Annotated in this window: 18 protein-coding genes and 3 tRNA genes; 2 read left to right on the top strand and 19 right to left on the bottom strand. The window is 60.9% G+C overall.

Features of this window, described 5'->3' with window-relative positions:
* Positions 1–204: 204 nt before the first annotated feature.
* From ACA060_RS18985 to leuC, 19 genes are all read right to left on the bottom strand, one after another.
* Positions 205–281, bottom strand: a tRNA-Asp gene (locus ACA060_RS18985).
* A gap of 92 nt (positions 282–373) precedes the next feature.
* A tRNA-Asp gene (locus tag ACA060_RS18990) sits at positions 374–450 on the bottom strand.
* 55 nt (positions 451–505) lie between these two features.
* Positions 506–581 (bottom strand) — tRNA-Val (locus tag ACA060_RS18995).
* A 283-nt stretch (positions 582–864) separates the two neighbouring features.
* Positions 865–1,641, bottom strand: a complete 777-nt coding sequence (locus ACA060_RS19000; protein WP_109633194.1) for an SDR family oxidoreductase — start codon at positions 1,639–1,641, stop codon at positions 865–867.
* The gene (locus ACA060_RS19005) at positions 1,638–2,849 is read right to left on the bottom strand and encodes an O-succinylhomoserine sulfhydrylase (protein WP_010456020.1); all 1,212 of its coding nucleotides are present in this window, start codon (positions 2,847–2,849) and stop codon (positions 1,638–1,640) included. Before ACA060_RS19005 ends, ACA060_RS19000 begins: the two co-directional genes overlap by 4 nt.
* 79 nt (positions 2,850–2,928) lie before the next feature.
* Entirely contained in the window at positions 2,929–4,434 is a 1,506-nt protein-coding gene (purF, locus tag ACA060_RS19010) for an amidophosphoribosyltransferase (RefSeq protein ID WP_046026886.1), read from the bottom strand.
* 41 nt (positions 4,435–4,475) lie between these two features.
* Positions 4,476–5,036: a CvpA family protein gene (locus ACA060_RS19015; protein WP_109633196.1), complete on the bottom strand. Its 561-nt coding sequence runs from the start codon at positions 5,034–5,036 to the stop codon at positions 4,476–4,478.
* A 99-nt stretch (positions 5,037–5,135) separates the two neighbouring features.
* On the bottom strand, positions 5,136–5,813 hold the full coding sequence (locus ACA060_RS19020; protein WP_497312485.1) for an SPOR domain-containing protein: 678 nt from the start codon (positions 5,811–5,813) through the stop codon (positions 5,136–5,138).
* Entirely contained in the window at positions 5,797–7,104 is a 1,308-nt protein-coding gene (gene folC / locus ACA060_RS19025) for a bifunctional tetrahydrofolate synthase/dihydrofolate synthase (RefSeq protein WP_497312487.1), read from the bottom strand. The genes ACA060_RS19020 and folC overlap by 17 nt, the downstream gene beginning before the upstream one ends.
* The gene (accD, locus tag ACA060_RS19030; RefSeq protein WP_109633201.1) at positions 7,101–8,021 is read right to left on the bottom strand and encodes an acetyl-CoA carboxylase, carboxyltransferase subunit beta; all 921 of its coding nucleotides are present in this window, start codon (positions 8,019–8,021) and stop codon (positions 7,101–7,103) included. The genes folC and accD overlap by 4 nt, the downstream gene beginning before the upstream one ends.
* Positions 8,022–8,229: 208 nt before the next feature.
* Positions 8,230–8,853: a phosphoribosylanthranilate isomerase gene (locus tag ACA060_RS19035; protein ID WP_497312489.1), complete on the bottom strand. Its 624-nt coding sequence runs from the start codon at positions 8,851–8,853 to the stop codon at positions 8,230–8,232.
* A 63-nt stretch (positions 8,854–8,916) separates the two neighbouring features.
* Positions 8,917–9,741: a tRNA pseudouridine(38-40) synthase TruA gene (gene truA, locus ACA060_RS19040; RefSeq protein WP_403106832.1), complete on the bottom strand. Its 825-nt coding sequence runs from the start codon at positions 9,739–9,741 to the stop codon at positions 8,917–8,919.
* A gap of 309 nt (positions 9,742–10,050) precedes the next feature.
* Complete coding sequence (locus tag ACA060_RS19045) at positions 10,051–12,687, bottom strand: FimV/HubP family polar landmark protein (protein ID WP_497312491.1); 2,637 nt, start codon at positions 12,685–12,687, stop codon at positions 10,051–10,053.
* A gap of 208 nt (positions 12,688–12,895) precedes the next feature.
* Positions 12,896–13,906: an aspartate-semialdehyde dehydrogenase gene (locus ACA060_RS19050; protein ID WP_497312493.1), complete on the bottom strand. Its 1,011-nt coding sequence runs from the start codon at positions 13,904–13,906 to the stop codon at positions 12,896–12,898.
* A gap of 282 nt (positions 13,907–14,188) precedes the next feature.
* The gene (asd, locus tag ACA060_RS19055) at positions 14,189–15,301 is read right to left on the bottom strand and encodes an aspartate-semialdehyde dehydrogenase (protein ID WP_109633208.1); all 1,113 of its coding nucleotides are present in this window, start codon (positions 15,299–15,301) and stop codon (positions 14,189–14,191) included.
* Positions 15,302–15,367: 66 nt separating this feature from the next.
* Positions 15,368–16,450, bottom strand: a complete 1,083-nt coding sequence (gene leuB / locus ACA060_RS19060; RefSeq protein WP_497312496.1) for a 3-isopropylmalate dehydrogenase — start codon at positions 16,448–16,450, stop codon at positions 15,368–15,370.
* Between the two features lie 65 nt (positions 16,451–16,515).
* On the bottom strand, positions 16,516–17,283 hold the full coding sequence (locus ACA060_RS19065; protein ID WP_109633211.1) for a class I SAM-dependent methyltransferase: 768 nt from the start codon (positions 17,281–17,283) through the stop codon (positions 16,516–16,518).
* A 147-nt stretch (positions 17,284–17,430) separates the two neighbouring features.
* Positions 17,431–18,075 (bottom strand): 3-isopropylmalate dehydratase small subunit, encoded by a 645-nt coding sequence (leuD, locus tag ACA060_RS19070; protein ID WP_497312498.1) that lies wholly within the window; start codon positions 18,073–18,075, stop codon positions 17,431–17,433.
* A gap of 10 nt (positions 18,076–18,085) precedes the next feature.
* Entirely contained in the window at positions 18,086–19,504 is a 1,419-nt protein-coding gene (leuC, locus tag ACA060_RS19075) for a 3-isopropylmalate dehydratase large subunit (protein WP_497312500.1), read from the bottom strand.
* A gap of 148 nt (positions 19,505–19,652) precedes the next feature.
* Here leuC and ACA060_RS19080 point away from each other — a divergent pair, with 148 nt between their 5' ends.
* A complete protein-coding gene (locus ACA060_RS19080) occupies positions 19,653–20,543 on the top strand; it encodes a LysR family transcriptional regulator (protein ID WP_109633217.1) in 891 nt (296 codons plus the stop codon).
* Between the two features lie 66 nt (positions 20,544–20,609).
* Positions 20,610–23,888 (top strand): PAS domain S-box protein, encoded by a 3,279-nt coding sequence (locus tag ACA060_RS19085; RefSeq protein ID WP_497312502.1) that lies wholly within the window; start codon positions 20,610–20,612, stop codon positions 23,886–23,888.
* Positions 23,889–24,015: the final 127 nt, after the last annotated feature.

Here is a 24,015-nt window from a genome sequence, read left to right on the forward strand (position 1 = left end):
CTAATTAATGTCAGGCGTATGAAGGAAGCGCTTTATGCATCGGATGAGCAGAAAGGTTCGATTGGGAGGGTGTGGACGGAGGAAAAGCCAAATCGCAGACACAAAAAACCCCGGTCTTTCGACCAGGGTCTTTGCTATCGACTCGAAGACAGCCAGCGGCTTTCTTCGTAGCTCCAAGGCGTTCAGCGGGCCTTGAGGCAGATATGGCGCAGCGGACGGGACTCGAACCCGCGACCCCCGGCGTGACAGGCCGGTATTCTAACCGACTGAACTACCGCTGCGTATCGCTTTGGACTTTCGCCCAAGTAACTCGTCTGATTGAAAACTCAGAAGCTTCTCAATCTCGAACCAGATAAAACTGACTCGGAAAATATGGCGCAGCGGACGGGACTCGAACCCGCGACCCCCGGCGTGACAGGCCGGTATTCTAACCGACTGAACTACCGCTGCGCGTCGGTGGAGGCTTTTAAAAGCTTCCATCTTACTTTCGCAAGACTCTCGGAAGTGGTGGGTGATGACGGGATCGAACCGCCGACATTCTGCTTGTAAGGCAGACGCTCTCCCAGCTGAGCTAATCACCCGTTTGCATCTCCGAGGCCGCGAAATTTACGCAGGTAGCGAACCTAAGTCAATAGCAGGATTGAAGTTTTTCTAAAAAAGACAGAATCGTGTCATTCCGCAAGGCGTTGCCAACCGCCACCATCACGCTTATGCAGTCACACCGCTTTCGCGAGCAAGCCCGCTCCCACAGTGATTTTGCGTCGTACACATAATCTGTGTTCACTGACAATCAACTGTGGGAGCGGGCTTGCTCGCGAAGGCGGCGGCACATCCAATACAAATGCTGGCCAGGACGCCGCCGGATTACTCGCTGTAAATCATCTTCTTGGTCATGCCGCCGTCGACCACAAACTCCTGGCCCGTGACGAAACCGGCATTCTTCGACAGCAGCCACGCCACCATCGCCGCGACGTCCTCGACGGTCCCTACCCTGCCCGCCGGATGCTGCGCATGGTCGGCATCGGTCAGAGGTTCGGCACGACGTGCCGCCGGATCACGCGCATCGATCCAGCCGGGGCTGACCGCATTGACGCGAATTTCCGGCCCAAGGCTAATCGCCAAGGCATGAGTCAGGGCCAACAGACCGCCCTTGCTCGCCGCGTAAGCCTCTGTGTCCGGCTCGGACTGCGCAGCGCGGGTCGAGGCCAAGTTGACGATCGCACCGCTGTGAGCGCGCAGATACGGCGCACAGTGTTTGGCCAACAGCATCGGCCCACTGAGATTGACCGCCAACACCCGATTCCAGTAAGCCAGATCGAGGCTTTCCAGGGTGATGTTGTGCGGGTCGGCCACCGCCGCGTTGCACACCAGCGCATCCAGACGTCCGAATTGCCCAAGCACCTCGGCGACGCCCAGCGCCACTTGCCCCTCGTTCGAGACGTCCATGGCGATGAACCAGGCGTTTGCGCCCAGCACCTTCGTCACTTTCGAACCGCGTTCTCGATCGAGGTCGGTCAGCACAACCTGCCAGCCTTCGCTGATCAGCCAAGCCGCAATACCGAGCCCGATGCCGCGCGCGGCACCGGTGACCAGTGCAACGCGGCCATGGGTGCCGGTGCCTGGCGTCGACAACTCGATCACAAGGCAGCCAACCCGCGCGCCAGATCGGCTTGCAGGTCAGCCACGTCTTCCAGACCGACCGCGATGCGGATCAGGCTGTCACGAATGCCCGCCGCTTCACGCTCTTGCGGCGCCAGACGGCCGTGGGAGGTGGTGCTCGGGTGCGTGATGGTGGTTTTGCTGTCGCCCAGGTTGGCGGTGATCGAAATCAGGCGAGTCGCGTCGATAAAGCGCCACGCGCCCTCTTTGCCGCCCTTGACCTCGAAACTCACCACGGCGCCGAAACCTTTCTGCTGACGCAGGGCCAGTTCGTGCTGCGGATGGCTCTTGAGGCCGGCGTAATGGACTTTTTCGATACCGTCCTGCTGCTCCAGCCACTCGGCCAATTGCTGGGCGTTGGCGCAATGCGCCTTCATGCGCAGGCTCAGGGTTTCGAGGCCCTTGAGGAAGATCCAGGCGTTGAATGGGCTCAGGGTCGGCCCGGCGGTACGCAGGAAGCCGACGACTTCTTTCATCTGCTCGCTGCGACCGGCAACAACGCCGCCCATGCAACGGCCCTGGCCGTCGATGAATTTGGTCGCCGAGTGCACGACGATGTCCGCGCCCATCTTCAGCGGCTGTTGCAACGCCGGGGTGCAGAAGCAGTTGTCGACTACCAGCATCGCGCCTTTGGCGTGAGCGATTTTCGCCAGCTCGGCAATGTCCACCAGTTCGGCCAACGGATTGGAAGGCGACTCGACGAACAGCAACTTGGTGTTGGCCTTGATCGCCGCGTCCCAGCCGGACAAGTCCGCCAGAGGCACGTAATCGACTTCGATGCCGAAGCGCTTGAAGTATTTTTCGAACAGGCTGATGGTCGAGCCGAACACGCTACGGGACACCAACACGTGGTCGCCGGCGCTGCACAGGCTCATCACCACCGCCATGATCGCCGCCATGCCAGTGGCCGTGGCCACCGCTTGCTCGGCGCTTTCCAGCGCGGCAATGCGTTCTTCGAACGCGCGCACGGTCGGATTGGTGTAACGCGAGTAAACGTTGCCCGGCACTTCGCCGGCAAAGCGCGCCGCCGCGTCGGCAGCGGTACGGAATACATAGCTGGAAGTGAAGAACATCGGATCACCGTGTTCGCCTTCCGGCGTGCGGTGCTGACCGGCGCGTACGGCCAGGGTATCGAACGCTACGCCTTCGAGGTCGCTGTCCAGCCGACCGGCATCCCAATCCTGACTCATGCTGTCACTCCTTGCCCTGCTCTCGATTTGGAGAGCTAATCAGTAGATACAAAACCGGCCCCTCAGGGCCGGTAGTTACTCAGTTGTTATACAGATCGATGATCGCACTGACTGCCTGCGTCTTGACCTTGGAGGCATCGTTGCGTGCCTGCTCGATCTTGTTCAGGTAAGCCTCATCGACGTCGCCGGTGACGTACTGGCCGTCGAACACCGCGCAATCGAACTTGTCGATCTTGATCTTGCCGCCACCGACTGCTTCGATCAAGTCAGGCAAATCCTGATAGATCAGCCAGTCGGCGCCGATCAGGTCAGCCACGTCCTGGGTCGAACGGTTGTGGGCGATCAGCTCGTGAGCGCTTGGCATGTCGATGCCGTAGACGTTCGGGTAGCGAACGGCCGGGGCTGCGGAGCAGAAGTAGACGTTTTTCGCGCCGGCTTCACGGGCCATCTGGATGATCTGCTTGCACGTGGTGCCGCGAACGATCGAGTCGTCCACCAGCATCACGTTCTTGCCGCGGAATTCCAGTTCGATGGCGTTGAGCTTCTGGCGTACGGATTTTTTCCGTGCGGCCTGGCCCGGCATGATGAAGGTCCGGCCAATGTAGCGGTTCTTCACGAAACCTTCGCGGAACTTGACGCCCAAGTGGTTCGCCAGCTCCAGGGCCGCAGTGCGGCTGGTGTCCGGGATCGGGATGACCACGTCGATGTCGTGTTCCGGACGCTCGCGCAGAATCTTCTCGGCGAGTTTCTCACCCATGCGCAGGCGAGCCTTATAGACCGACACGCCGTCGATGATCGAGTCCGGACGCGCCAGGTAGACGTGTTCGAAGATGCACGGCGTCAGGGACGGGTTGGTCGCGCACTGACGGGTGTGCAGCTTGCCGTCTTCAGTGATGTAGACCGCTTCGCCCGGTGCCAGGTCGCGAATCAGGGTGAAACCGAGCACGTCCAGGGACACGCTTTCGGAGGCGATCATGTACTCGACGCCTTCGTCGGTGTGACGCTGACCGAAGACGATCGGACGGATGCCGTGCGGGTCGCGGAAACCGACGATGCCGTAGCCGGTCACCATTGCAACAACCGCGTAGCCACCGACGCAACGGTTGTGCACGTCAGTAACGGCCGCAAACACGTCTTCTTCGGTTGGCTGCAACTTGCCGCGCTGGGCCAGTTCGTGCGCGAACACGTTAAGCAGCACTTCCGAATCGGAATTGGTGTTGACGTGGCGCAGGTCAGATTCGTAAATCTCCTTGGCCAGCTGCTCAACGTTGGTCAGGTTACCGTTGTGCGCCAAGGTAATGCCGTAAGGCGAGTTGACGTAAAACGGTTGGGCTTCGGCCGAAGTCGAGCTGCCCGCGGTCGGGTAACGCACATGGCCAATGCCCATGTGGCCGACCAGGCGCTGCATGTGACGCTGATGGAACACGTCACGCACCAGGCCATTGTCCTTGCGCAGGAATAACCGGCCATCATGGCTGGTCACGATACCGGCAGCGTCCTGGCCGCGGTGCTGGAGGACGGTTAGCGCGTCATACAGCGCCTGATTGACGTTCGACTTACCGACGATACCGACGATGCCACACATGCGACGCAACCCCTACTTAATGGATCTGAACTGAACACAACTCACTGAGGCGTTTTGGCCATCGGCAAGAGGTGCTCCTTGAACGGTATCTCAGCGGGTACGCTGATACCGCTGGCAAGCCACTGACTGCTCCACCCGAGGATCAGGTTTTTGGACCAGTCTGCGACCAATAGAAATTTTGGCACGAGCTGTGACTGTTGCCACCACCCGTCCTGCTGTACCGGCCCCAGGCTCAACAGCCCGACTGCCACGACCACCAGCAACACGCCACGCGCAGCGCCGAAGGCCATGCCGAGGAATCGATCGGTCCCGGACAACCCGGTGACACGAACCAACTCGCCGATAAGATAATTGATCATTGCGCCTACGATTAACGTGGCGACAAACATGATGGCACAGCCCGTGATCACACGAGCCGATGGCGTTTCGATGTATCCGGCGAGGTACTCGGACAATGCACCACCGAACATCCAGGCGACGACCCCTGCAATGATCCAGGTCACCAGCGATAATGCTTCTTTGACGAAGCCGCGGCTCAGACTGATCAATGCGGAGATGGCGACGATTGCAACGATCGCCCAGTCAACCCAGGTAAATGGCACAGTGCAGCCTACAGACGGATAAGGCGGCGCATTTTAGCAGAGCCCATGGCTATCGGTAAGCTGCGATTGTCAGTGCATTTCAAATCGGGGCGATAGTTTTTAGTTACGCTCAGGCTGGAAACGCACCACAAAGCCCTTGAGGTTCTTCTGACGGCCTAACAAGTCACGCAGACGGTCGGCTTCGGCGCGCTCGATCAGCGGCCCGATAAACACCCGATTCTTGCCGTCGGCCGTACGGATGTAGGCGTTATAGCCCTGACTGCGCAGGTCTTTTTGCAGGCTTTCGGCACTGGCACGGCTCGACAGGCTGGCCAGTTGCACCGACCAGCTGACCGACAGGCCATTGGCATCGACGCGGCTTTGAGTCGTATCAGGCTTGCCCGGCGCGGCAGAAATTGGTTGAGACGGCGCTGTTGCAGGCTTGGCTGCCAATGCAGGCACCGGGGCTGGCGCGGCCGGCTTGGCGACTGGTGCTGGTGTCACTGGTGCACTCGGTGCTGCGGGTGCAATCGGCGCCGACGGCGCGGCTTCTTGCTGAGCAATTTCATCATCACTCGGCACAGGTTCTTGAGGCAGCGCTTGCGGCTCAGGCACGACCACCGGCTCGACCTGCACTTGCGGCACCGACGGTGCTTGCGGCGCAGCCGGGGCTTCAACCGTCACTTGACGCTGTTCATCCTGACGGGAAAACAGCATCGGCAGAAAAATCACCGCCAGCGCCACCAGAACCAGAGCGCCAACCATGCGCTGTTTGTATGCCTTATCCAGCAATGCCATTTGCCGCTTCCTCCGTGGAGCGCCGGGCCAGCCATTCAAGGGCCTCGGCAACACAATAAAATGATCCGAACAACAGAATCTCGTCGTCGCTCGTCGCCAGTGCACACTGCCCTTCCAGAGCGGCGGCCACACTGTCATAGGACGTTACCGCAGCGCCAAGGTTCTGCAACGCCGCCTGCAAATCGGCAACCGGGCGCGCACGCGGTGAATCCAGCGGCGCGACAGCCCATTGCTGGACACTAGCATTCAATTCACTGACAACACCATCCAGATCCTTGTCCGCCAACAATCCGAACACCGCCAGGCGCTTGCCGACCGGTGGACGGCTGGCCAGACGGCGCGCCAGATACTCGGCCGCGTGCGGGTTATGACCCACATCCAGCAACAGGTTCAGGCGCTTGCCCTGCCAGTCGAACTGACGGCGATCGAGACGACCGACCACCCGCGTCGCTGTCAGGGCCTCAATAATTTGCGCACCCACCCACGGCAACCCGAGCAACAGGTAAGCCTGCAAGGCCAGCGCAGCGTTTTCCATCGGCAGATCGAGCAGCGGCAGATCGCGCAACTCGACCACACGCCCTTGAGCGTCTACACCGCGCCATTGCCAGTTGTGATCGGTGACACCGAGGTCAAAATCGCGCCCACGCAGGAAGAACGGGCAAGCCAGCTCGCGCGCTTTATCCAGCAGGGGTTGCGGAGGATTCAGGTCGCCACAGAGCGCGGGCGCGCCCTGGCGGAAGATCCCGGCTTTCTCGAAAGCCACGGATTCACGGGTATCGCCCAGATAATCGGCGTGGTCGACACCGATGCTGGTGACCAGCGCCATGTCGGCATCGACCACGTTGACCGTGTCCAGACGCCCGCCCAGGCCTACTTCCAGCACCACGGCATCAAGCCCTGCCTGTTGAAACAGCCAGAACGCCGCCAGGGTGCCCATTTCGAAGTACGTCAGGGACGTGTCGCCACGGCCCGCCTCGACCGCAGTAAAGGCTTCGCATAGCGCGGCGTCAGTCGCTTCGACGCCGTTGACCTGCACCCGCTCGTTGTAACGCAGCAGGTGCGGAGAGTTGTAGACACCAACGTTCAGGCCCTGCGCCCGCAGCAACGAAGCCACGAATGCGCAGGTCGAACCCTTGCCGTTGGTGCCGGTGACCGTGATCACCCGAGGCGCCGGCTTGCCCAGTCCCATGCGGGACGCTACCTGTTGCGAGCGCTCAAGGCCCATGTCGATGGCCGAAGGGTGCAACTGCTCAAGGTAGGCGAGCCACTCGCCAAGGGTACGTTGGGTCATATGTTGGCAGGTACCGGTGGAACCACGATCGGTTCGATAGGTGCGGCAACGAATGTCGGCGTTGGCAGGCCCATCATTTGTGCCAGCAGGTTGCCCAGGCGTGGACGCAGTTCCTGACGGTGAATGATCATGTCGATCGCGCCGTGCTCCAGCAGGAACTCACTGCGCTGGAAGCCTTCCGGCAGTTTTTCACGCACGGTTTGCTCGATCACGCGCGGACCGGCAAAGCCGATCAGGGCTTTAGGCTCACCGACAATCACGTCGCCCAGCATCGCCAGACTGGCGGAAACACCACCGTAGACCGGGTCGGTCAGCACGGAGATGAACGGAATGCCTTCTTCACGCAGACGCGCCAGTACCGCGGAGGTCTTGGCCATTTGCATCAGGGAGATCAGGGCTTCCTGCATCCGCGCACCACCGGAGGCGGCGAAGCAGATCATCGGGCAACGGTTTTCCAGCGCGTAGTTGGCGGCGCGGACAAAACGCTCACCAACGATGGCGCCCATCGAACCACCCATGAAGGAGAATTCGAAGGCAGAAACCACCACCGGCATGCCCAGCAAGGTACCGCTCATGGAGATCAGTGCGTCTTTTTCGCCGGTCTGCTTCTGGGCAGCGGTCAGGCGATCCTTGTACTTCTTGCCGTCGCGGAATTTCAGACGGTCAACCGGCTCCAGGTCTGCGCCCAATTCGGCACGGCCTTCAGCGTCGAGGAAAATGTCGATGCGCGCGCGGGCGCCGATACGCATGTGGTGGTTGCACTTGGGGCAAACGTCCAGGGTCTTTTCCAGCTCCGGACGATACAGCACAGCCTCGCAAGACGGGCATTTGTGCCACAGACCTTCAGGCACCGAGCTCTTCTTGACCTCGGAACGCATGATCGAAGGGATCAGTTTGTCTACTAACCAGTTGCTCATGCTTTCTTTCTCCAGTACCGGCGGCCCGAACGCTCTGGTTCGCAGCCCCGCGTATGCCCTTGAGCTAAATTCATGTGTGTGGCGATGATCGATCGATTGCCGGGTCAGTGAACGTGACCGGCGTACAACCCCTCAATCCTCAGCCGTGCCTGCTTTGTGCAGCGCAGTGCATTTTGGGACGGCGGCAGTCTGCCAGCCGTCACATCAACTACGTGCTACTGCGTACCGCCTTGATGAATGCCTGAATCTTTGCGTGATCCTTGATGCCCTTGCTCGCCTCTACCCCACCGCTGACGTCCACCGCGTAAGGCCGGACCCGGGCGATTGCCTCAGCCACGTTATCCGGGGTCAGGCCACCAGCGAGGATGATCGGTTTGCTCAAGCCTTGCGGTATCAGAGACCAGTCGAACGCTTCACCGGTTCCGCCGGGAATGCCTTCAACATAAGCATCGAGCAGAATACCGCTGGCACCTGGAAACGCATTGCATGCCGCCGCGATGTCGTCGCCGGCCTTGACCCGCAATGCCTTGATGTACGGGCGGTGCCAGCCTTCACAGTCGGCCGCGGTTTCGTCGCCATGAAACTGCAACAGGTCCAGCGGCACGGCGTCGAGCAGTTCGCCCAATTCGCAGCGGCTGGTGTTGACGAACAACCCCACGGTGGTCACGAACGGCGGCAGCGCCTTGATAATCTCGCGCGCCTGCTGGAACGTCACCGCCCGCGGGCTCTTGGCGTAAAACACAAAACCGATGGCATCCGCCCCGGCCTCGACTGCCGCCAACGCATCTTCTATGCGGGTAATCCCACAAATCTTGCAGCGAACGGCTGACATGTCGATAAAACCTCAGGGCAAATCCGAGAAAGTCCCGGATGGTAACAAATGCGTTCGAGGGCGTCAGCCGTCAAGTTCAGAGAAGCCGGTGAGGAAGTGTGGACCAATGTAACGCTCGGGCAATTCGAACTCGTCGCGATACTCGACCTGCACCAGGTACAGGCCGTAAGGATGCGCGGTCACCCCGCCAGAACGACGGATCCGGCTCTCCAACACTTCCTTCATCCACTCCACCGGACGCTCGCCGGCACCGATGGTCATCAATACACCGGCGATGTTGCGCACCATGTGGTGCAAGAAGGCACTGGCGCGAATATCCAGCACGATCATCTTGCCGTGGCGCGTGACCCGCAGGTGATGCAGTTCCTTGATCGGCGACTTGGCCTGGCACTGACCGGCGCGGAAAGCGCTGAAATCATGGGTGCCGACCAGATACTGGGCGGCCTCGGCCATGCGCTCGACGTCGAGGGGACGGTGGTTCCAGGTGATTTCTTCGTTCAAGTGCGCCGGACGGATCTGATCGTTGTAGATCACGTAACGATAGCGCCGGGCGATGGCCTTGAAGCGCGCATGAAAATGCGCCGGCATGACCTTGGCCCAGCTGACGCTGACGTCGTGGGGCAAGTTGATATTGGCGCCCATGACCCAGGCCTTCATCGAACGCTCGACCTGCGTATCGAAATGCACCACTTGGCCGCACGCATGCACGCCGGCGTCCGTGCGTCCGGCGCAGAGCAGCGATACCGGTGAGTCGGCGACTTTGGACAGGGCCTTTTCGAGGGTTTCCTGCACGGTGAGCACGCCAGAGGCCTGGCGTTGCCAGCCGCGATAACGCGAGCCTTTGTATTCAACGCCCAGCGCGATCCGGAAAAAGCCGTCGGCCGCCATTTCGGCGGCCGGGTTATCTATATTTGCCAAGGAGTAACAGCCTGCTGATGTGCGCAAAGGCGGGCATTATAAGGCCGCCGCACCGGGACGCCAGTGCAACAGTCGATACGGTGCTGAATGTGACGCCGCCATCGCGAGCAGGCTCGCTCCCACAGGGGGTGATTGCCGGGCGCAAATAATGCGGTACCACGATCCTTGTGGGAGCGGGCTTGCTCGCGAAGGCGCCCCTGACAGACGCCATCGAACATTCGGGAAACAAAAAACGGCAGCCTCAATGGGCTGCCGTTCTGTTTACTGCCTACCGATCTCTCAAGCCATATGCGAAAGCATTTCCTTGGCTTCGCTCTTCTGGTCAGCATTCCCCTCGGCCACCACCTCATTGAGGATGTCCCGAGCGCCGTCGTTGTCGCCCATGTCGATATAGGCCTGGGCCAGATCGAGTTTGGTGGCGACTTCGTCGGTGCCGGAGAGGAAGTCGAAGTCCGGCTCGTCCGCCGCGGAAGCCATAGCATCTTCTGCGGTAAAGGTCGGCTCACCCATGCTCAGGGACAGACGATCCAGCTCGGCATTGACGTCTTCCAGCTCGGCGGCGAAAGCGTCCGGTTCGGCCGGAGTGTCTGCGGCGCTGTCCATTTCATCGGCCAGCGACAAGTCGAAATCGGCTGGCAACTCCAGATCATCCTGCGGAACTTCAGTTTTCACAGGCTCAACAGGCAGGTCCTTCACGCCCTCGTCCAGATCCAGCAGGAAGTCGTCTTCCGCAAGCATCGCCGGCGACGGGTCTGCCCCCAGATCCATGTCCAGATCGAAGTCCGACAGGTCGTCGAGGTTTTCCTTGATTTCGGTCTGTTCCTTCAATACCGATTCAAAGCTCAGGTCATCGTCCAGCGGAAACTCGTCAAGGTCAGCCGCAGCTTCCGGCTCTGGCGTGACCACTGCTGGTGACGCGGCTTCCAGGTCATCCAGGCTCAGGTCGAAGGCACTGTCCAGGTCATCGGCCGGTGCTTGCGGCTCGTCCAGCAGCAGGTCCTTGACGTACTGCGCGTCCAGCTCGGCAGCGATGGCGGCGGCAGCAAGACCACCGGCAGCCGCGATAGCCATTGCCGGGAAGCGGCTTTTAAGCTGCTCGACCTGGGCGAAGTTGTCACCGTTGGCGACCAACTGACGCTCCTGGGCAACAAATGCATCGCGATCGCCCTGCTGACCGTAGACTTCCATCAGTTTCAGACGCAGGTCGCTGCGCTGTGGCTCTTGCTTGATGCCGTCTTCGAGCAACGCAGCGGCCTGGTTCAAACGACCGGCGGCAATGTGCGACTGGGCCTTGGTCAGCACGTCGTCATCGCGCTCGGCTGCTGGCGATACCAGTGGCGCGGCGATCGGCGTGGTCATTACGTCTGGGACTGGCGCTGGGGTTGGAGCTGGCGCAGGTGGTGGCGTTGGTATCGGCGCGGGAGCGAGCGTCACACTCGGCGGCGGAACTTCCAAACCTTCGAAGCTGCTTTCCGGCAGTTCCTGTTCGACAGAGAATTCCTTCTCTTCTTCCAGGGCACGCGCCATGCGCAGGTGTTTCTCGGCTTCTTGCTGGGCTTTGCGGCGACGTGCCAGCAACAGCAGCAAAAGCAATAGAACCACTGCACCGCCGCCCACCAGACCCAGCAGGACCGGATTGGTCAGCAGCTCGTTGAATTTCTGGTCATCGGAGGCCACTGGCGTCGGCTCGACTGCCGGTTCAGCAGGCACTGGCGCCGGAGCAGCTTCAGGTGCCGCCGCCTCTGGAGCAGGTGCAGCCGGAGCAGGAGCCACTTCCATCGGCGCTGCCGCAGGATCAGCGGCCAACTCGGCAGACATCGCTGGAGCGGTCGCCGCTGCAGCCGGCGCATCAGCAGCGCCTTCAGCCTGCAACTTGGCCAGTTGATTGTTCTTCAGTTCGATCAGGCGTTGCAGCTTGTCCAGCTGACTTTGCAGATCGGCCATGCGGCTTTTCAGTTCGGCGTTGTCACGACGGGTGGTGTCGAGGCTTTCCTGGGTCACCGCCAGTTTGTTGCCCAAGGCCTTGGCATCGCCTGCCGGACCTTTGCCACGGCCTTTGCCAGTTTCGGCAGAGACCAGGCTCAGGTTGTCTTTCGCCGCTTGCGACGGAGCAGCATCAGCGCGGCCACGCTTGGTGGCATCGAGTTGCTGCTGCCCGGTGCCGGGCTTCGCGACATAACGACGCCCCTGGCGCCATGCGGTGTTCTGTGCAGCGACTTCAGCGATTGCCTTGGATTGCGGCAGACTGGTGCTTTGCGCCTGATCGGGCATGCGCAGCACCTGGCCGATTTTCAACCGGTTGATGTTGCCGTCGATGAAGGCATCCGGGTTCAGCGCCTGGATGGCCAACATGGTTTGCTGGACCGACCCGCCATTACGCGCCTTCTCGGCGATCTCCCAGAGGGTATCGCGCGCCGTGGTGGTGTATTGGGTCGGCTGGGTTGCACCGGTCACCGGCGCAGTGACTGCTTGGGTCGGCGCAGGCTGCGCAGCCGCTTCAGCGGTCTGCGGGGAGAATTTCGACGGGTCGAGCAACACGCTGTAATCGCGCAGCAGACGACCGTTGGGCCACATCACCTGAACCAGGAATTTCACCATCGGTTCGGACAGGGGCTTGCTGGACGTTACACGCAGGATGCTTTTACCGCTGGCGTTGAGCACGGGGGTGAACGTCAGGTCGTTGAGAAACGCCTGGCGATCGACACCGGCCTTGGCGAAATCTTCCGGCGAAGCGAGGCTCGGCACCACTTCCGCGGCGGTGAGTTCCTTGACGTCGAGCAGCTCGATTTCCGCCACCAGAGGTTGGTTCAGCGTCGACTTCAGGGTCAATTCCCCGAGCCCGAGGGCATGCGCCATACCGGAGGACAGCGCCGAGGCGGCCGCTATTGCTAACACCAGTTTGCGAACTTGAACCATAGCCTCATCCTTTGTTTGAACATTCCTCGGCCAGCGAGAAGGTGTTGATAGCCGCTGCCGTAAGGCATTGCGCGCGACGACGAAGGGTCGTCACGCGCGATCGTTTCATTAATGCCCCGGAAAGCCCCACAGGGTGGCTCGCCATCAGCGATCCGGCCAAGCATAGCGCTCGGCAGGACTCATTCGAAAAATTGTTGCCAAGTATCTTTTACAGCAGGTCTTTTATCAACAATTCAGCCACCTGCACAGCATTGAGCGCGGCGCCTTTGCGTACGTTATCTGACGTCAGCCACAAATTAAGTTCCGACGGGTCGTCGATTCCCGCGCGAACCCGACCGACGTAGACCACGTCCTGCCCTACCGCATCGCCCACCGCTGTCGGGTAATCGCCGGCTTCCACCAGTTCGATACCCGGCGCGTCTTCCAGCGCCGCGTTGACTTTCGCCAGGTCCACAGCGCTCGCTGACTGCAAGGTCACGCTAAAGCTATCGCCAAAAAACACCGGGGCTTGAATGCAAGTGACGGAAATCTTTAATAAAGGCAGCGCCATGACCTGACGCAGCTCACGCACCAGGCGTTTTTCCAGCAACGTATGGCCTTGCTCATCGGGCTTGCCGACCTGGGCCAACAGGTTAAAGGCCATTTGCCGATCGAAAAAAGTGGGCTCCAGCGGACGCACGTTGAGCAGCTCGGCGGTTTGCCGGGCCAGCTCGGTCACGGCTTCGCGGCCCTGGGCGGAGACGGCCAGGCTGGCGGTCAGGTTGATGCGTTGCAGGTCAAGCAAACCGAGCAACGGCGCCATCACCACGGCCAGCGTAGTGGCCGACGGGCTTGGGCTGCTGACCTGGAACGGTTTTTTCAAACCGGCGAGTACTTGGGCGTTGGCTTCCGGCACGATTTGCGGCGCCTCATCCGCCGGCAACGCGCCGGACAGGTCGATCAGCGAGCAACCGGCTGCACGGGCGCGCGAGGCGAAACTCAGGGTGACCGCCGGGCCGGCGGCGAAGAATACGAGCTGGACTTTGCTGAAATCGAATTCGTCGACTTCGCGCACCCGCACGTTCTTGCCGCGAAACGGCACCGAATGCCCGGCGGATTCGCTGCTGGCCAGCAGGTGCAGGTTGCCGACCGGGAAGTCGCGTTCTTCGAGAATCTGCACGAGCGTTTCGCCGACAGTACCGGTGGCGCCGATCACGGCAATATCAAAGGACTGGCTCATGGTTCTACCTCTGGCGAAACGGGGGGAGCGGCACTTTACCGGGTGGTGGGCATGCAGGCAATTCGGTCAAGGATTTGCGGTGGCTGTTCTGGCCTCTTCGCGGGCAAGCCCGCTCCCACAGTGGTTGGTGTCATACACAAGATTTGTGTACACCACTGAAACCTGTGGGAGCGGGCTTGCCCGCGAAGAGGCCAGAACAGGCAACAGATCAACATCAGCCTGCCGGGAATAAAAAAACCCGCACCTCTTTCAAGGCACGGGTTCTTTGTTTACTTCAGTCGATCAACGCTCAAGCAGGATCCGCAGCATGCGGCGCAGCGGTTCGGCCGCGCCCCACAGCAGTTGGTCGCCGACGGTGAACGCGCCGACGTACTGCGTGCCCATGTTCAGCTTGCGCAGACGGCCAACCGGTACGTTCAGGGTGCCGGTGACTTTCGTCGGGCTCAGTTCCTGGATGCTGGCTTCGCGGTTGTTCGGCACCAGTTTGACCCAAGGGTTGTGCTGGCTGATCAGCCCTTCGATGTCGGCGATCGGCACGTCTTTGTTCAGCTTGATGGTCAGCGCCTGGCTGTGGCAGCGCATGGCGCCGATGCGTACGCAGATGCCATCGACCGGGATCGGGCTCTTGAAGCGACCGAGGATCTTGTTGGTCTCGGCCTGGGCCTTCCACTCTTCGCGGCTCTGACCGTTCGGCAGTTCCTTGTCGATCCACGGGATCAGGCTGCCGGCGAGCGGTACGCCGAAGTTTTCGGTCGGGTACGCGTCGCTACGCATGGCTTCGGCGACACGGCGGTCGATGTCGAGGATGGCGCTGGCCGGGTCGGCCAGTTGATCGGCGACAGCGGCGTGGGTCGCGCCCATTTGCTTGATCAGTTCACGCATGTTCTGCGCGCCGGCACCGGAGGCCGCCTGATAAGTCATGGCGCTCATCCACTCGACCAGACCGGCTTCAAACAGACCGCCCAGGCCCATCAACATCAGGCTGACGGTGCAGTTGCCGCCGATGTAGTTCTTGGTGCCCGCGTCGAGCTGCTGGTCGATGACCTTGCGGTTCACCGGGTCCAGCACGATCACCGCGTCATCCTGCATGCGCAGGCTGGAAGCGGCGTCGATCCAGTAACCCTGCCAACCGGCTTCGCGCAATTTCGGGAAGACTTCGCTGGTGTAGTCGCCACCCTGGCAGGTCAGAATCACGTCGAGGGTTTTCAGCTCATCAATGCTGTAAGCGTCCTTGAGCGGAGCAATGTCCTTGCCCACGGACGGGCCTTGGCCACCGACATTGGAAGTGGTGAAAAACACCGGCTCAATAAGATCGAAATCCTGCTCTTCCAGCATCCGCTGCATGAGCACGGAACCGACCATACCGCGCCAACCGATCAGACCTACACGTTTCATCGCAACTACACCTTCTTTAAAAAGTGGGCCGCTGCTTTCAAGAGTGAAAGCAGCGGGCCCGAGAGATTACAGATTCCGCAGCGCGGCGACTACTGCGTCACCCATTTCCTGCGTACCGACTTTAGTGCAACCGGCCGACCAGATGTCGCCCGTGCGCAGGCCCTGGTCCAGAACCAGACTGACGGCTTTCTCGATCGCGTCCGCCGCGCCCGACTGGTTGAAGCTGTAACGCAACATCATCGACACCGACAAAATGGTCGCCAACGGGTTGGCAATGCCCTTGCCGGCGATGTCCGGTGCCGAACCGTGGCAAGGCTCGTACATGCCCTTGTTGTGGGTATCCAGCGACGCTGACGGCAGCATGCCGATGGAACCGGTGAGCATCGATGCCTGGTCGGACAGGATGTCGCCAAACAGGTTGTCGGTGACGATCACGTCGAATTGCTTCGGCGCACGCACCAGCTGCATGGCGGCGTTGTCGACGTACATGTGGCTCAGTTCGACTTCAGGGTAATCCTTGGCCACTTGCTCGACGATTTCACGCCACAGCTGGCTGGACGCCAATACGTTGGCCTTGTCCACCGAGCACAGCTTCTTGCCGCGCACCATGGCCATGTCGAAACCGACGCGGGCGATGCGGCGGATTTCGCTTTCGCTGTACGGCAGCGTGTCGTAGGCCTGGCGCTCACCGTTTTCCAGGGTGCGGGTGCCGCGTGGCGCGCCGAAGTAGATGCCGCCGGTCAGTTCACGGACGATCAGGATATCCAGGCCCGAAACGATTTCCGGCTTCAGGCTCGACGCCTCGGCCAGTTGCGGGTAGAGGATCGCCGGGCGCAGGTTGCCGAACAGGCCCAGTTGCGCACGAATTTTCAGCAGGCCGCGCTCAGGGCGGATGTCACGCTCGATGGTGTCCCATTTCGGGCCGCCCACGGCGCCCAGCAGCACAGCGTCGGCTGCGCGCGCACGGTCCAGGGTTTCGTCGGCCAGCGGCACGCCGTGCTTGTCGATGGCGGCGCCGCCGATCACGTCGTGGCTCAGCTCGAAGCCCAGGCTGTACTTGTCATTGGCCAGTTCCAGCACCTTGACCGCTTCGGCCATGATTTCCGGACCAATACCGTCGCCCGGGAGAATCAGAATCTGCTTGCTCATGCTTTCCTCATGTCATCAGTCGGTGCGCCCAGGGGTGCACCCGGAAAAATTCTATCGTCCGGAGCCTATCGTTCTGCAATCAGCACCAGCACATCTGTACTGAACGAACCATCGGCCTCAATTTCAAAATATTCGCGTACTTCATTGCCCATCGACTGCTGCAGCTCGCGGATGGCCGCGCGCATGACTTGCGGCGTGCGCATGCGTTCGACCCAGCTGTTGTACTCCAGCCGCAACCGTTGACGCGTGGTGCTGCGGGTATGCAACCCCGCTTCGCTGACCTGACGCAACCACTCGCCAGCGGAATAATCGCGCACATGGCTGGTGTCGCGCAGTACTTCGACGCTCTGCAGGTAAGTGTCGAACAACGGACTGCCCGGTGACAACACGTCGACGAACGCCGCCACGCCGCCCGGCTTCAGCACCCGGCGCACTTCGCGCAGGGCCAGGCCGAGGTCGCTCCAATGGTGCGCCGAATAACGGCTGAACACGAAGTCAAACTCGCCGTCGGCAAACGGCAGGCGCTCAGCGGCACCGTTGACCGTGGTGACATTGCTCAAACCACGGTCGATGGCGGCTGCGGCGACCACGTCGAGCATCTGTTGGGACAGGTCGTAAGCGACCACTTCTTTCACCAGCGACGCCACGTGAAAACTCACGTGACCGGCGCCGCAACCCAGATCGAGCACCCGTGCATCGCCCTGCCCGGCCAGCTCGGCCTGTAGCAGCGCGAATTCAGTGCCTTGAGCGTGTACGGCGCTGCTCAGGTAGGCCGCGGCCTGTTCACCGAATTGCTTTTGGACTACCTGGCTGTGCTGGGCGGTGCGGGTCATGGGGACTTCCTTTTTTGGGGTGGAGTCTTGTGTTGCCTTCAAGGGCCTCATCGCGAGCAGGCTCGCTCCCACAGGGTTTTGTGAACGCCGCAAATCCAATGTGGGAGCCAGCCTGCTGGCGATGGCGTCATCACGCCTTACGCAAAATCAAGCGTCGCGAAACAACCAAGGCTGGCTCGCCCGGTGCTTGGCTTCAAACGTCGCAATCGCTTCATGGTCCATCAACGTCAGACCAATATCGTCCAGACCATTGAGCAGGCAATGCTTGCGGAACGCATCAATCTCAAAGCGCAGCACTTTGCCATCCGGACGGGTCACGGTCTGCGCTTGCAGATCAACCTGTAACTGGTAGCCAGGATTCGCTTCAACCTGCTCGAACAGCTCATCCACTTCAGCATCGCTCAAGATGATCGGCAGCAAGCCGTTCTTGAAGCTGTTGTTGAAGAAGATGTCGGCGTAGCTCGGCGCGATGATGCTGCGGAAACCGTATTCTTCCAGGGCCCACGGCGCGTGTTCACGGCTGGAGCCGCAACCGAAGTTCTCACGGGCCAGCAACACGCTGGCGCCTTGATAACGCTCGGCGTTGAGCACGAAGTCCTTGTTCAGCGGGCGCTTGGAGTTGTCCTGGTACGGCTGGCCGACATCCAGATAACGCCACTCATCGAACAGGTTCGGGCCGAAACCCGTGCGCTTGATCGACTTCAAGAACTGCTTCGGGATGATCTGGTCGGTGTCGACGTTGGCACGATCCAAAGGCGCGACAAGACCAGTGTGCTGGGTAAAAGCTTTCATGCTGCGCTCCTTAGATCAATTCACGGACGTCGACGAAACGACCGTTCACAGCGGCGGCGGCGGCCATCGCCGGGCTCACGAGGTGGGTTCGGCCACCGGCGCCCTGACGGCCTTCGAAGTTGCGGTTGGAGGTCGAGGCGCAATGCTCGCCCGACTCCAAGCGGTCCGGGTTCATCGCCAGGCACATCGAGCAACCCGGCTCACGCCATTCGAAACCGGCGTCGAGGAAAATCTTGTCCAGGCCTTCGGATTCGGCCTGTGCTTTCACCAGACCCGAGCCCGGCACCACGATGGCCTGCTTGATGGTCGAAGCGACTTTGCGGCCCTTGGCGATGACTGCCGCAGCGCGCAGGTCTTCGATCCGCGAGTTGGTGCAGGAACCGATGAACACGCGGTCCAGCTGGATATCGGTGATTGCCTGATTGGCGGTCAACCCCATGTATTTCAAGGCGCGCTCGATGGAGCCACGTTTAACCAGGTCCATTTCCTTCGCAGGGTCCGGCACGTTCTGATCCACGGCCAACACCATCTCGGGCGACGTGCCCCAGCTGACTTGCGGCTTGATTTGGGTCGCATCGAGCTCGACGATGGTGTCGAATTTGGCGTCTTTATCGGTCACCAGGTCTTTCCAGGCTTCGACAGCCAAGTCCCACTCCGCGCCTTTCGGGGCGAACGGACGGCCTTTCACGTAGGCCACGGTTTTTTCGTCAGCCGCCACCAGGCCTACGCGAGCGCCGGCCTCGATGGACATGTTGCAGATGGTCATGCGGCCTTCGACCGACAGATCGCGAATCGCGCTGCCGGCGAACTCGATGGCATGGCCGTTACCGCCGGCGGTGCCGATCTTGCCGATCACGGCGAGGACGATATCCTTGGCGGTCACGCCGAACGGCAATTTGCCTTCGACCGACACCAGCATATTCTTCATTTTTTTGGCGACCAGGCACTGGGTGGCGAGCACGTGCTCGACTTCGGAGGTGCCGATACCGTGAGCCAAAGCGCCAAACGCGCCGTGGGTCGAGGTGTGGGAGTCGCCGCAGACCACGGTCATGCCCGGCAAGGTCGCGCCCTGCTCCGGGCCGATCACGTGAACGATGCCTTGACGCACATCATTCATCTTGAATTCGACAATGCCATATTCATCGCAGTTGTCGTCGAGGGTCTGAACCTGCAAACGCGAGACCTGGTCGGCAATCGCTTCGATGCCGCCCTTGCGCTCCGGGGTGGTCGGTACGTTGTGGTCCGGGGTCGCGATGTTGGCATCGATGCGCCAAGGCTTGCGCCCGGCCAGACGCAGGCCTTCAAAGGCTTGCGGCGACGTCACTTCGTGAATGATGTGACGATCGATGTAGATCAGCGCAGAGCCATCGTCGCGCTGCTTGACCAAGTGCGAATCCCAGAGCTTGTCGTAGAGCGTTTTGCCGGCCATCAGACGTTTTCCTCATCAGCTTGTTTCTATGCCCTGGGTCTTGAGTGATTCAATAACCCTTTGGCTTGTGAGGTCGATCCTAGGGGGTTACATTAAATAACTCAAATTCATATTTTTTATGCTTTGGATAACCAACTGGAATACCGCAATGGACCTGGCCAACCTTAATGCCTTTATCGCGATTGCCGAGACTGGAAGCTTCTCCGGTGCAGGCGAACGGCTGCACCTGACGCAACCGGCAATCAGCAAGCGTATCGCCGGACTGGAGCAGCAATTGAAGGTGCGGTTGTTCGATCGACTGGGCCGTGAAGTCGGCCTGACCGAGGCCGGTCGCGCCCTGTTGCCGCGGGCCTATCAGATTCTCAACGTGCTGGACGACACCCGCCGCGCCCTGACCAACCTGACCGGCGAAGTGACCGGGCGCCTGACGCTGGCCACCAGTCACCACATTGGCCTGCACCGTTTACCGCCCTTATTAAGGGAGTTCACCCGACGCTACCCACAAGTGGCGCTGGATATTCAGTTCCTCGATTCGGAGGTGGCCTACGAAGAAATACTCCATGGCCGCGCGGAACTGGCAGTAATCACCCTGGCCCCGGAACCTCATACCTTGGTCAAAGCGACGCCAGTGTGGGACGACCCGCTGGACTTCGTGGTCGCCCCGGAGCATTCGCTGGTCAGCAACGGAGCGGTCAGCCTGGCGGACATCGCCCTGCATCCGGCGGTGTTTCCCGGCGGCAACACCTTTACTCACCACATCGTCCATCGACTGTTCGAGGCTCAGGGACTGACGCCGAACATCGCCATGAGCACGAATTATCTGGAAACCATCAAGATGATGGTCTCGATCGGCCTGGCCTGGAGCGTGTTGCCGCGCACGATGCTCGATGATCAAGTTGCGCGAATACCTTTGCCGGGCATACAACTCACTCGCCAGCTAGGCTATATCTTGCACACCGAACGGACGCTGTCGAACGCGGCACGGGCCTTCATGGCCTTGCTGGATGCACAAATCGATCTGCCAGGGACTCAAGGCTAACGTGCGCTACTGCCATCGAGCCGCGAACTCCTGTGCCTAACGCCCAATTCAGCCCAAGGCCTGCCAATGCCGAAATCTGTTGACCGTATTCCGCCGATGCCCCGTATTCAGGCGCTTGACCCGAAACGGTCCGAGCAGAGCTGGGAAAGTGCGCCGCAGTTGCTGGCAGCTCTCAACGGCGCGCGCCTGGGCGCTTGGTATTGGGACATCGAACGCGGTCAGATCAGTTGGTCGCGGGGCACCCAGGCGTTGTTCGGCTTCGATCCCCGGCAACCGTTGCCGGCCGATCTGGAATACCTCGACTTACTGCCTCCGGAGGATCGGGCCAAAACCATCCGTGCCTTTCATGCCGTGATTGCCGGCGCCCCGCTGGAACAAGCGATGCACCACCGCATCCGCTGGCCCGACGGCAGCCTGCACTGGCTGGAGATCAACGGCAGCCTGCTGCCGGACAAACACGGCCGGCCACGGATGATCGGGGTCATTCGCGAAATCACCCACCAGCGCCAGCGCGAACAGGCGCTGAGCAGCTCGGAAAAACGCTTCGCCACGCTGTTTCACCTGTGCCCGAACATGGTGCTGCTGACCCGCCAGGAAGATGGCCTGATCACCGAAGCCAACCAGTATTTCGAAAGCCTGTTCGGCTGGCCGGTGCAGGACGCCATTGGCCGAACGACCGTCGAACTGGGCCTCTGGGTACACCCGGAGCAACGGGACGTGCTGGTCAAGGCGACCAAGGCCAAGGGCGAACTGACCAGCATGGAGGTGCAGTTTCGCGCCAGCAACGGCCAGATCCATGACGGCATCCTCAGCGCACAGAAAGTCGAACTCGAAGGCCAGCCGTACCTGCTGAGCACCTTCCTCGACACCACGGAACGCAAAGCCGCCGAACACGCGCTGAAAGACAGCCAGGAACGCCTCGACCTGGCCCTGGATTCGGCGCAACTCGGCACCTGGGACTGGCACATTCCCAGCGGCATGCTGTACGGCTCGGCACGGGCCGCGCAGTTGCACGGGCTGGAGGCCATACCCTTCCATGAGTCTTTCGACGCATTTTTCGAAGGCGTGCCCGACGAAGAACGGGGCTCCATGCGCGACGCTTATCGCAGCCTGCGCGAAGGACCGGCCGGCAATTATCAGCTGACCTATCGGGTGCAACTATCGGACGGCAGCTCCCGCTACCTGGAAAGCCGAGCCCGCCTCTACCGCGATGAAAACGGCGCGCCGCTGCGCATGGCCGGCACCTTGCTGGACATCACCGACCAAGTGGAGCGTGAACAACGGCTGGTGGCTTCGGAAGAGAAATTCGCCACGCTGTTTCAAGTCAGCCCGGACCCGATCTGCGTTACGCGCCAGGACACCGGCCAGTTCATCGAGATCAACTCCAGCTTCACCCAGACCTTTGGCTGGAGCGCCGCCGAAGTGATTGGTCGCAGCGCCGACGAAATCGGCCTGTGGGACGCATCGGCGAAAAGCCTGCAACGGATCGAACAGGTCATCCGCGAACAGGGACTGAATAATGTCGCGATCGTCGCCCAGCACAAAGACGGGCAATCCCTGACCTGCGTGATTTCCAGCCGGCAGATCAGCGTGGGCGACCAGCCGTGCATCGTCACGACCCTGCGCGACATCACCCAGCAACAGCGTTCCGAAGCGGCACTCAAGGCGAGCGAAGAGAAGTTTGCCAAGGCGTTTCACTCAAGCCCGGACGCGATCACCATCACCGAGCGCGATACCGGGCGCTACCTGGAGGTCAACGATGGTTTCTGTCGCCTGACCGGTTACCGCGCCGACGAAGTGGTCGGCCGCACGGTGTATCAGGTCGGCATCTGGGCAGAAGAGAAACAGCGCTCGGCGCTGCTGGCCGAGTTGCAGCTCAAGGGCCGTGTGCATCATCAGGAAATGCTCGGCCGCAATAAGCGCGGCGAACTGCTGACCGTCGAAGTCTCGGTGGAGCCGATCACCCTCAACGAAACCGCGTGCCTGCTGCTGACTGCCCGAGACGTCAGCCTGCTGAAAAATGCCGAAGCGCAGATCCGTCACCTGGCCTACCACGACCCGCTGACCAACCTGCCGAACCGCGCGCTGTTGATGGATCGCCTGAGCCAGCAGATCGCGCTGCTCAAGCGCCACAACCTGCGCGGTGCGCTGTTGTTCCTCGACCTCGATCACTTCAAGCACATCAACGATTCCCTCGGTCACCCGGTGGGCGACACGGTGCTGAAAATCATCACGGCCCGGCTTGAGGCCAGCGTACGCATGGAAGACACCGTCGCGCGTCTGGGGGGCGATGAATTTGTGGTGCTCCTCAGCGGCCTCGAAGGCTCGCGCAACGAAGTCAGCGCCCAGGTCAGTGATCTGGCCGACACCTTGCGCGAATTGCTGTCGGAGCCGATGTTCCTCGATGGCCAGCGCCTGCAAGTGACGCCAAGCATCGGCATCGCACTGATTCCCGATCATGGCTCGACCCCGACCGACCTGCTCAAGCGTGCCGATATCGCGCTGTACCGCGCCAAAGACTCGGGCCGCAACACCGCGCAGATGTATCACAACACCATGCAGAAGGCCGCCAGCGAACGCCTGCGCATGGAAACCGATTTGCGCCTGGCCCTTTCCCGGGGCGAGTTTCAAGTGCATTACCAACCCCAGGTCGACGCCCGTGGCAACCGCATTGTCGGGGCCGAGGCGCTGGTGCGCTGGGACCACCCGGAACTCGGCCCGCAATCGCCCACCGAGTTCATCAAGGTACTGGAGGACAGCGGACTGATTCTGGAAGTCGGCACCTGGATCATCGACGAAGCCTGCGGGGCTTTCAAAAAGCTGGTCGCCAAAGGCCTGGTGAACCCGCTCAGCTTCAGCCTCTGCGTGAACATCAGCCCGAGGCAATTTCGTCAAAACGATTTTGTCGAACGCATCGAACACAGCCTCAGCAGCCACGGCCTGCCCTGCTCACTGCTGAAACTGGAAATCACCGAAGGCATCGTCATCCAGAACCTGGAAGACACCATCAACAAAATGCGTCGCCTGAAAAAACTCGGCGTGAGCTTCGCGATGGACGACTTCGGCACCGGTTATTCCTCGCTGACCTACCTCAAGCGCCTGCCGGTCGACACGTTGAAAATCGACCAGTCGTTCATCCGCGACGCCACCACCGACCCCAACGACGCCGAAATCATCCGCGCCATCGTGGCCATGGCCCGCAGTCTCGAACTGAAAGTGATCGCCGAAGGGGTGGAAACACCAGAGCAGCTGGAGTTCTTACAGGGGCTGGGGTGCCATTTTTATCAGGGGTATTTGCACAGTCGGCCGTTGCCGGTGGAGGAGTTTCAGAAGCTCCTCAAATAACGCGCCTCTTGTAGCAGCTGCCAAGCAGCGCGAGGCTGCGTTCGGCTGCGAAGCAGTCGTGTATCCAGGTGCCGCGGTGTTTCAGTTAAAACTCAACTGCAGGTTTTACGACTGCTTCGCAGCCGAA

The sequence above is a fragment of the Pseudomonas sp. LBUM1671 genome (assembly GCF_059695685.1).

Coding starts and splice junctions, on each gene's coding strand:
- ACA060_RS19005 (WP_010456020.1), bottom strand. CDS start 2,849: ATGAGTCAGGATTGGGATGCCGGTCGGCTGGACAGCGACCTCGAAGGC.
- purF (WP_046026886.1), bottom strand. CDS start 4,434: ATGTGTGGCATCGTCGGTATCGTCGGTAAGTCGAACGTCAATCAGGCG.
- ACA060_RS19020 (WP_497312485.1), bottom strand. CDS start 5,813: ATGGCATTGCTGGATAAGGCATACAAACAGCGCATGGTTGGCGCTCTG.
- folC (WP_497312487.1), bottom strand. CDS start 7,104: ATGACCCAACGTACCCTTGGCGAGTGGCTCGCCTACCTTGAGCAGTTG.
- accD (WP_109633201.1), bottom strand. CDS start 8,021: ATGAGCAACTGGTTAGTAGACAAACTGATCCCTTCGATCATGCGTTCC.
- ACA060_RS19035 (WP_497312489.1), bottom strand. CDS start 8,853: ATGTCAGCCGTTCGCTGCAAGATTTGTGGGATTACCCGCATAGAAGAT.
- truA (WP_403106832.1), bottom strand. CDS start 9,741: ATGGCGGCCGACGGCTTTTTCCGGATCGCGCTGGGCGTTGAATACAAA.
- ACA060_RS19045 (WP_497312491.1), bottom strand. CDS start 12,687: ATGGTTCAAGTTCGCAAACTGGTGTTAGCAATAGCGGCCGCCTCGGCG.
- ACA060_RS19050 (WP_497312493.1), bottom strand. CDS start 13,906: ATGAGCCAGTCCTTTGATATTGCCGTGATCGGCGCCACCGGTACTGTC.
- asd (WP_109633208.1), bottom strand. CDS start 15,301: ATGAAACGTGTAGGTCTGATCGGTTGGCGCGGTATGGTCGGTTCCGTG.
- leuB (WP_497312496.1), bottom strand. CDS start 16,450: ATGAGCAAGCAGATTCTGATTCTCCCGGGCGACGGTATTGGTCCGGAA.
- ACA060_RS19065 (WP_109633211.1), bottom strand. CDS start 17,283: ATGACCCGCACCGCCCAGCACAGCCAGGTAGTCCAAAAGCAATTCGGT.
- leuD (WP_497312498.1), bottom strand. CDS start 18,075: ATGAAAGCTTTTACCCAGCACACTGGTCTTGTCGCGCCTTTGGATCGT.
- leuC (WP_497312500.1), bottom strand. CDS start 19,504: ATGGCCGGCAAAACGCTCTACGACAAGCTCTGGGATTCGCACTTGGTC.
- ACA060_RS19080 (WP_109633217.1), top strand. CDS start 19,653: ATGGACCTGGCCAACCTTAATGCCTTTATCGCGATTGCCGAGACTGGA.
- ACA060_RS19085 (WP_497312502.1), top strand. CDS start 20,610: ATGCCGAAATCTGTTGACCGTATTCCGCCGATGCCCCGTATTCAGGCG.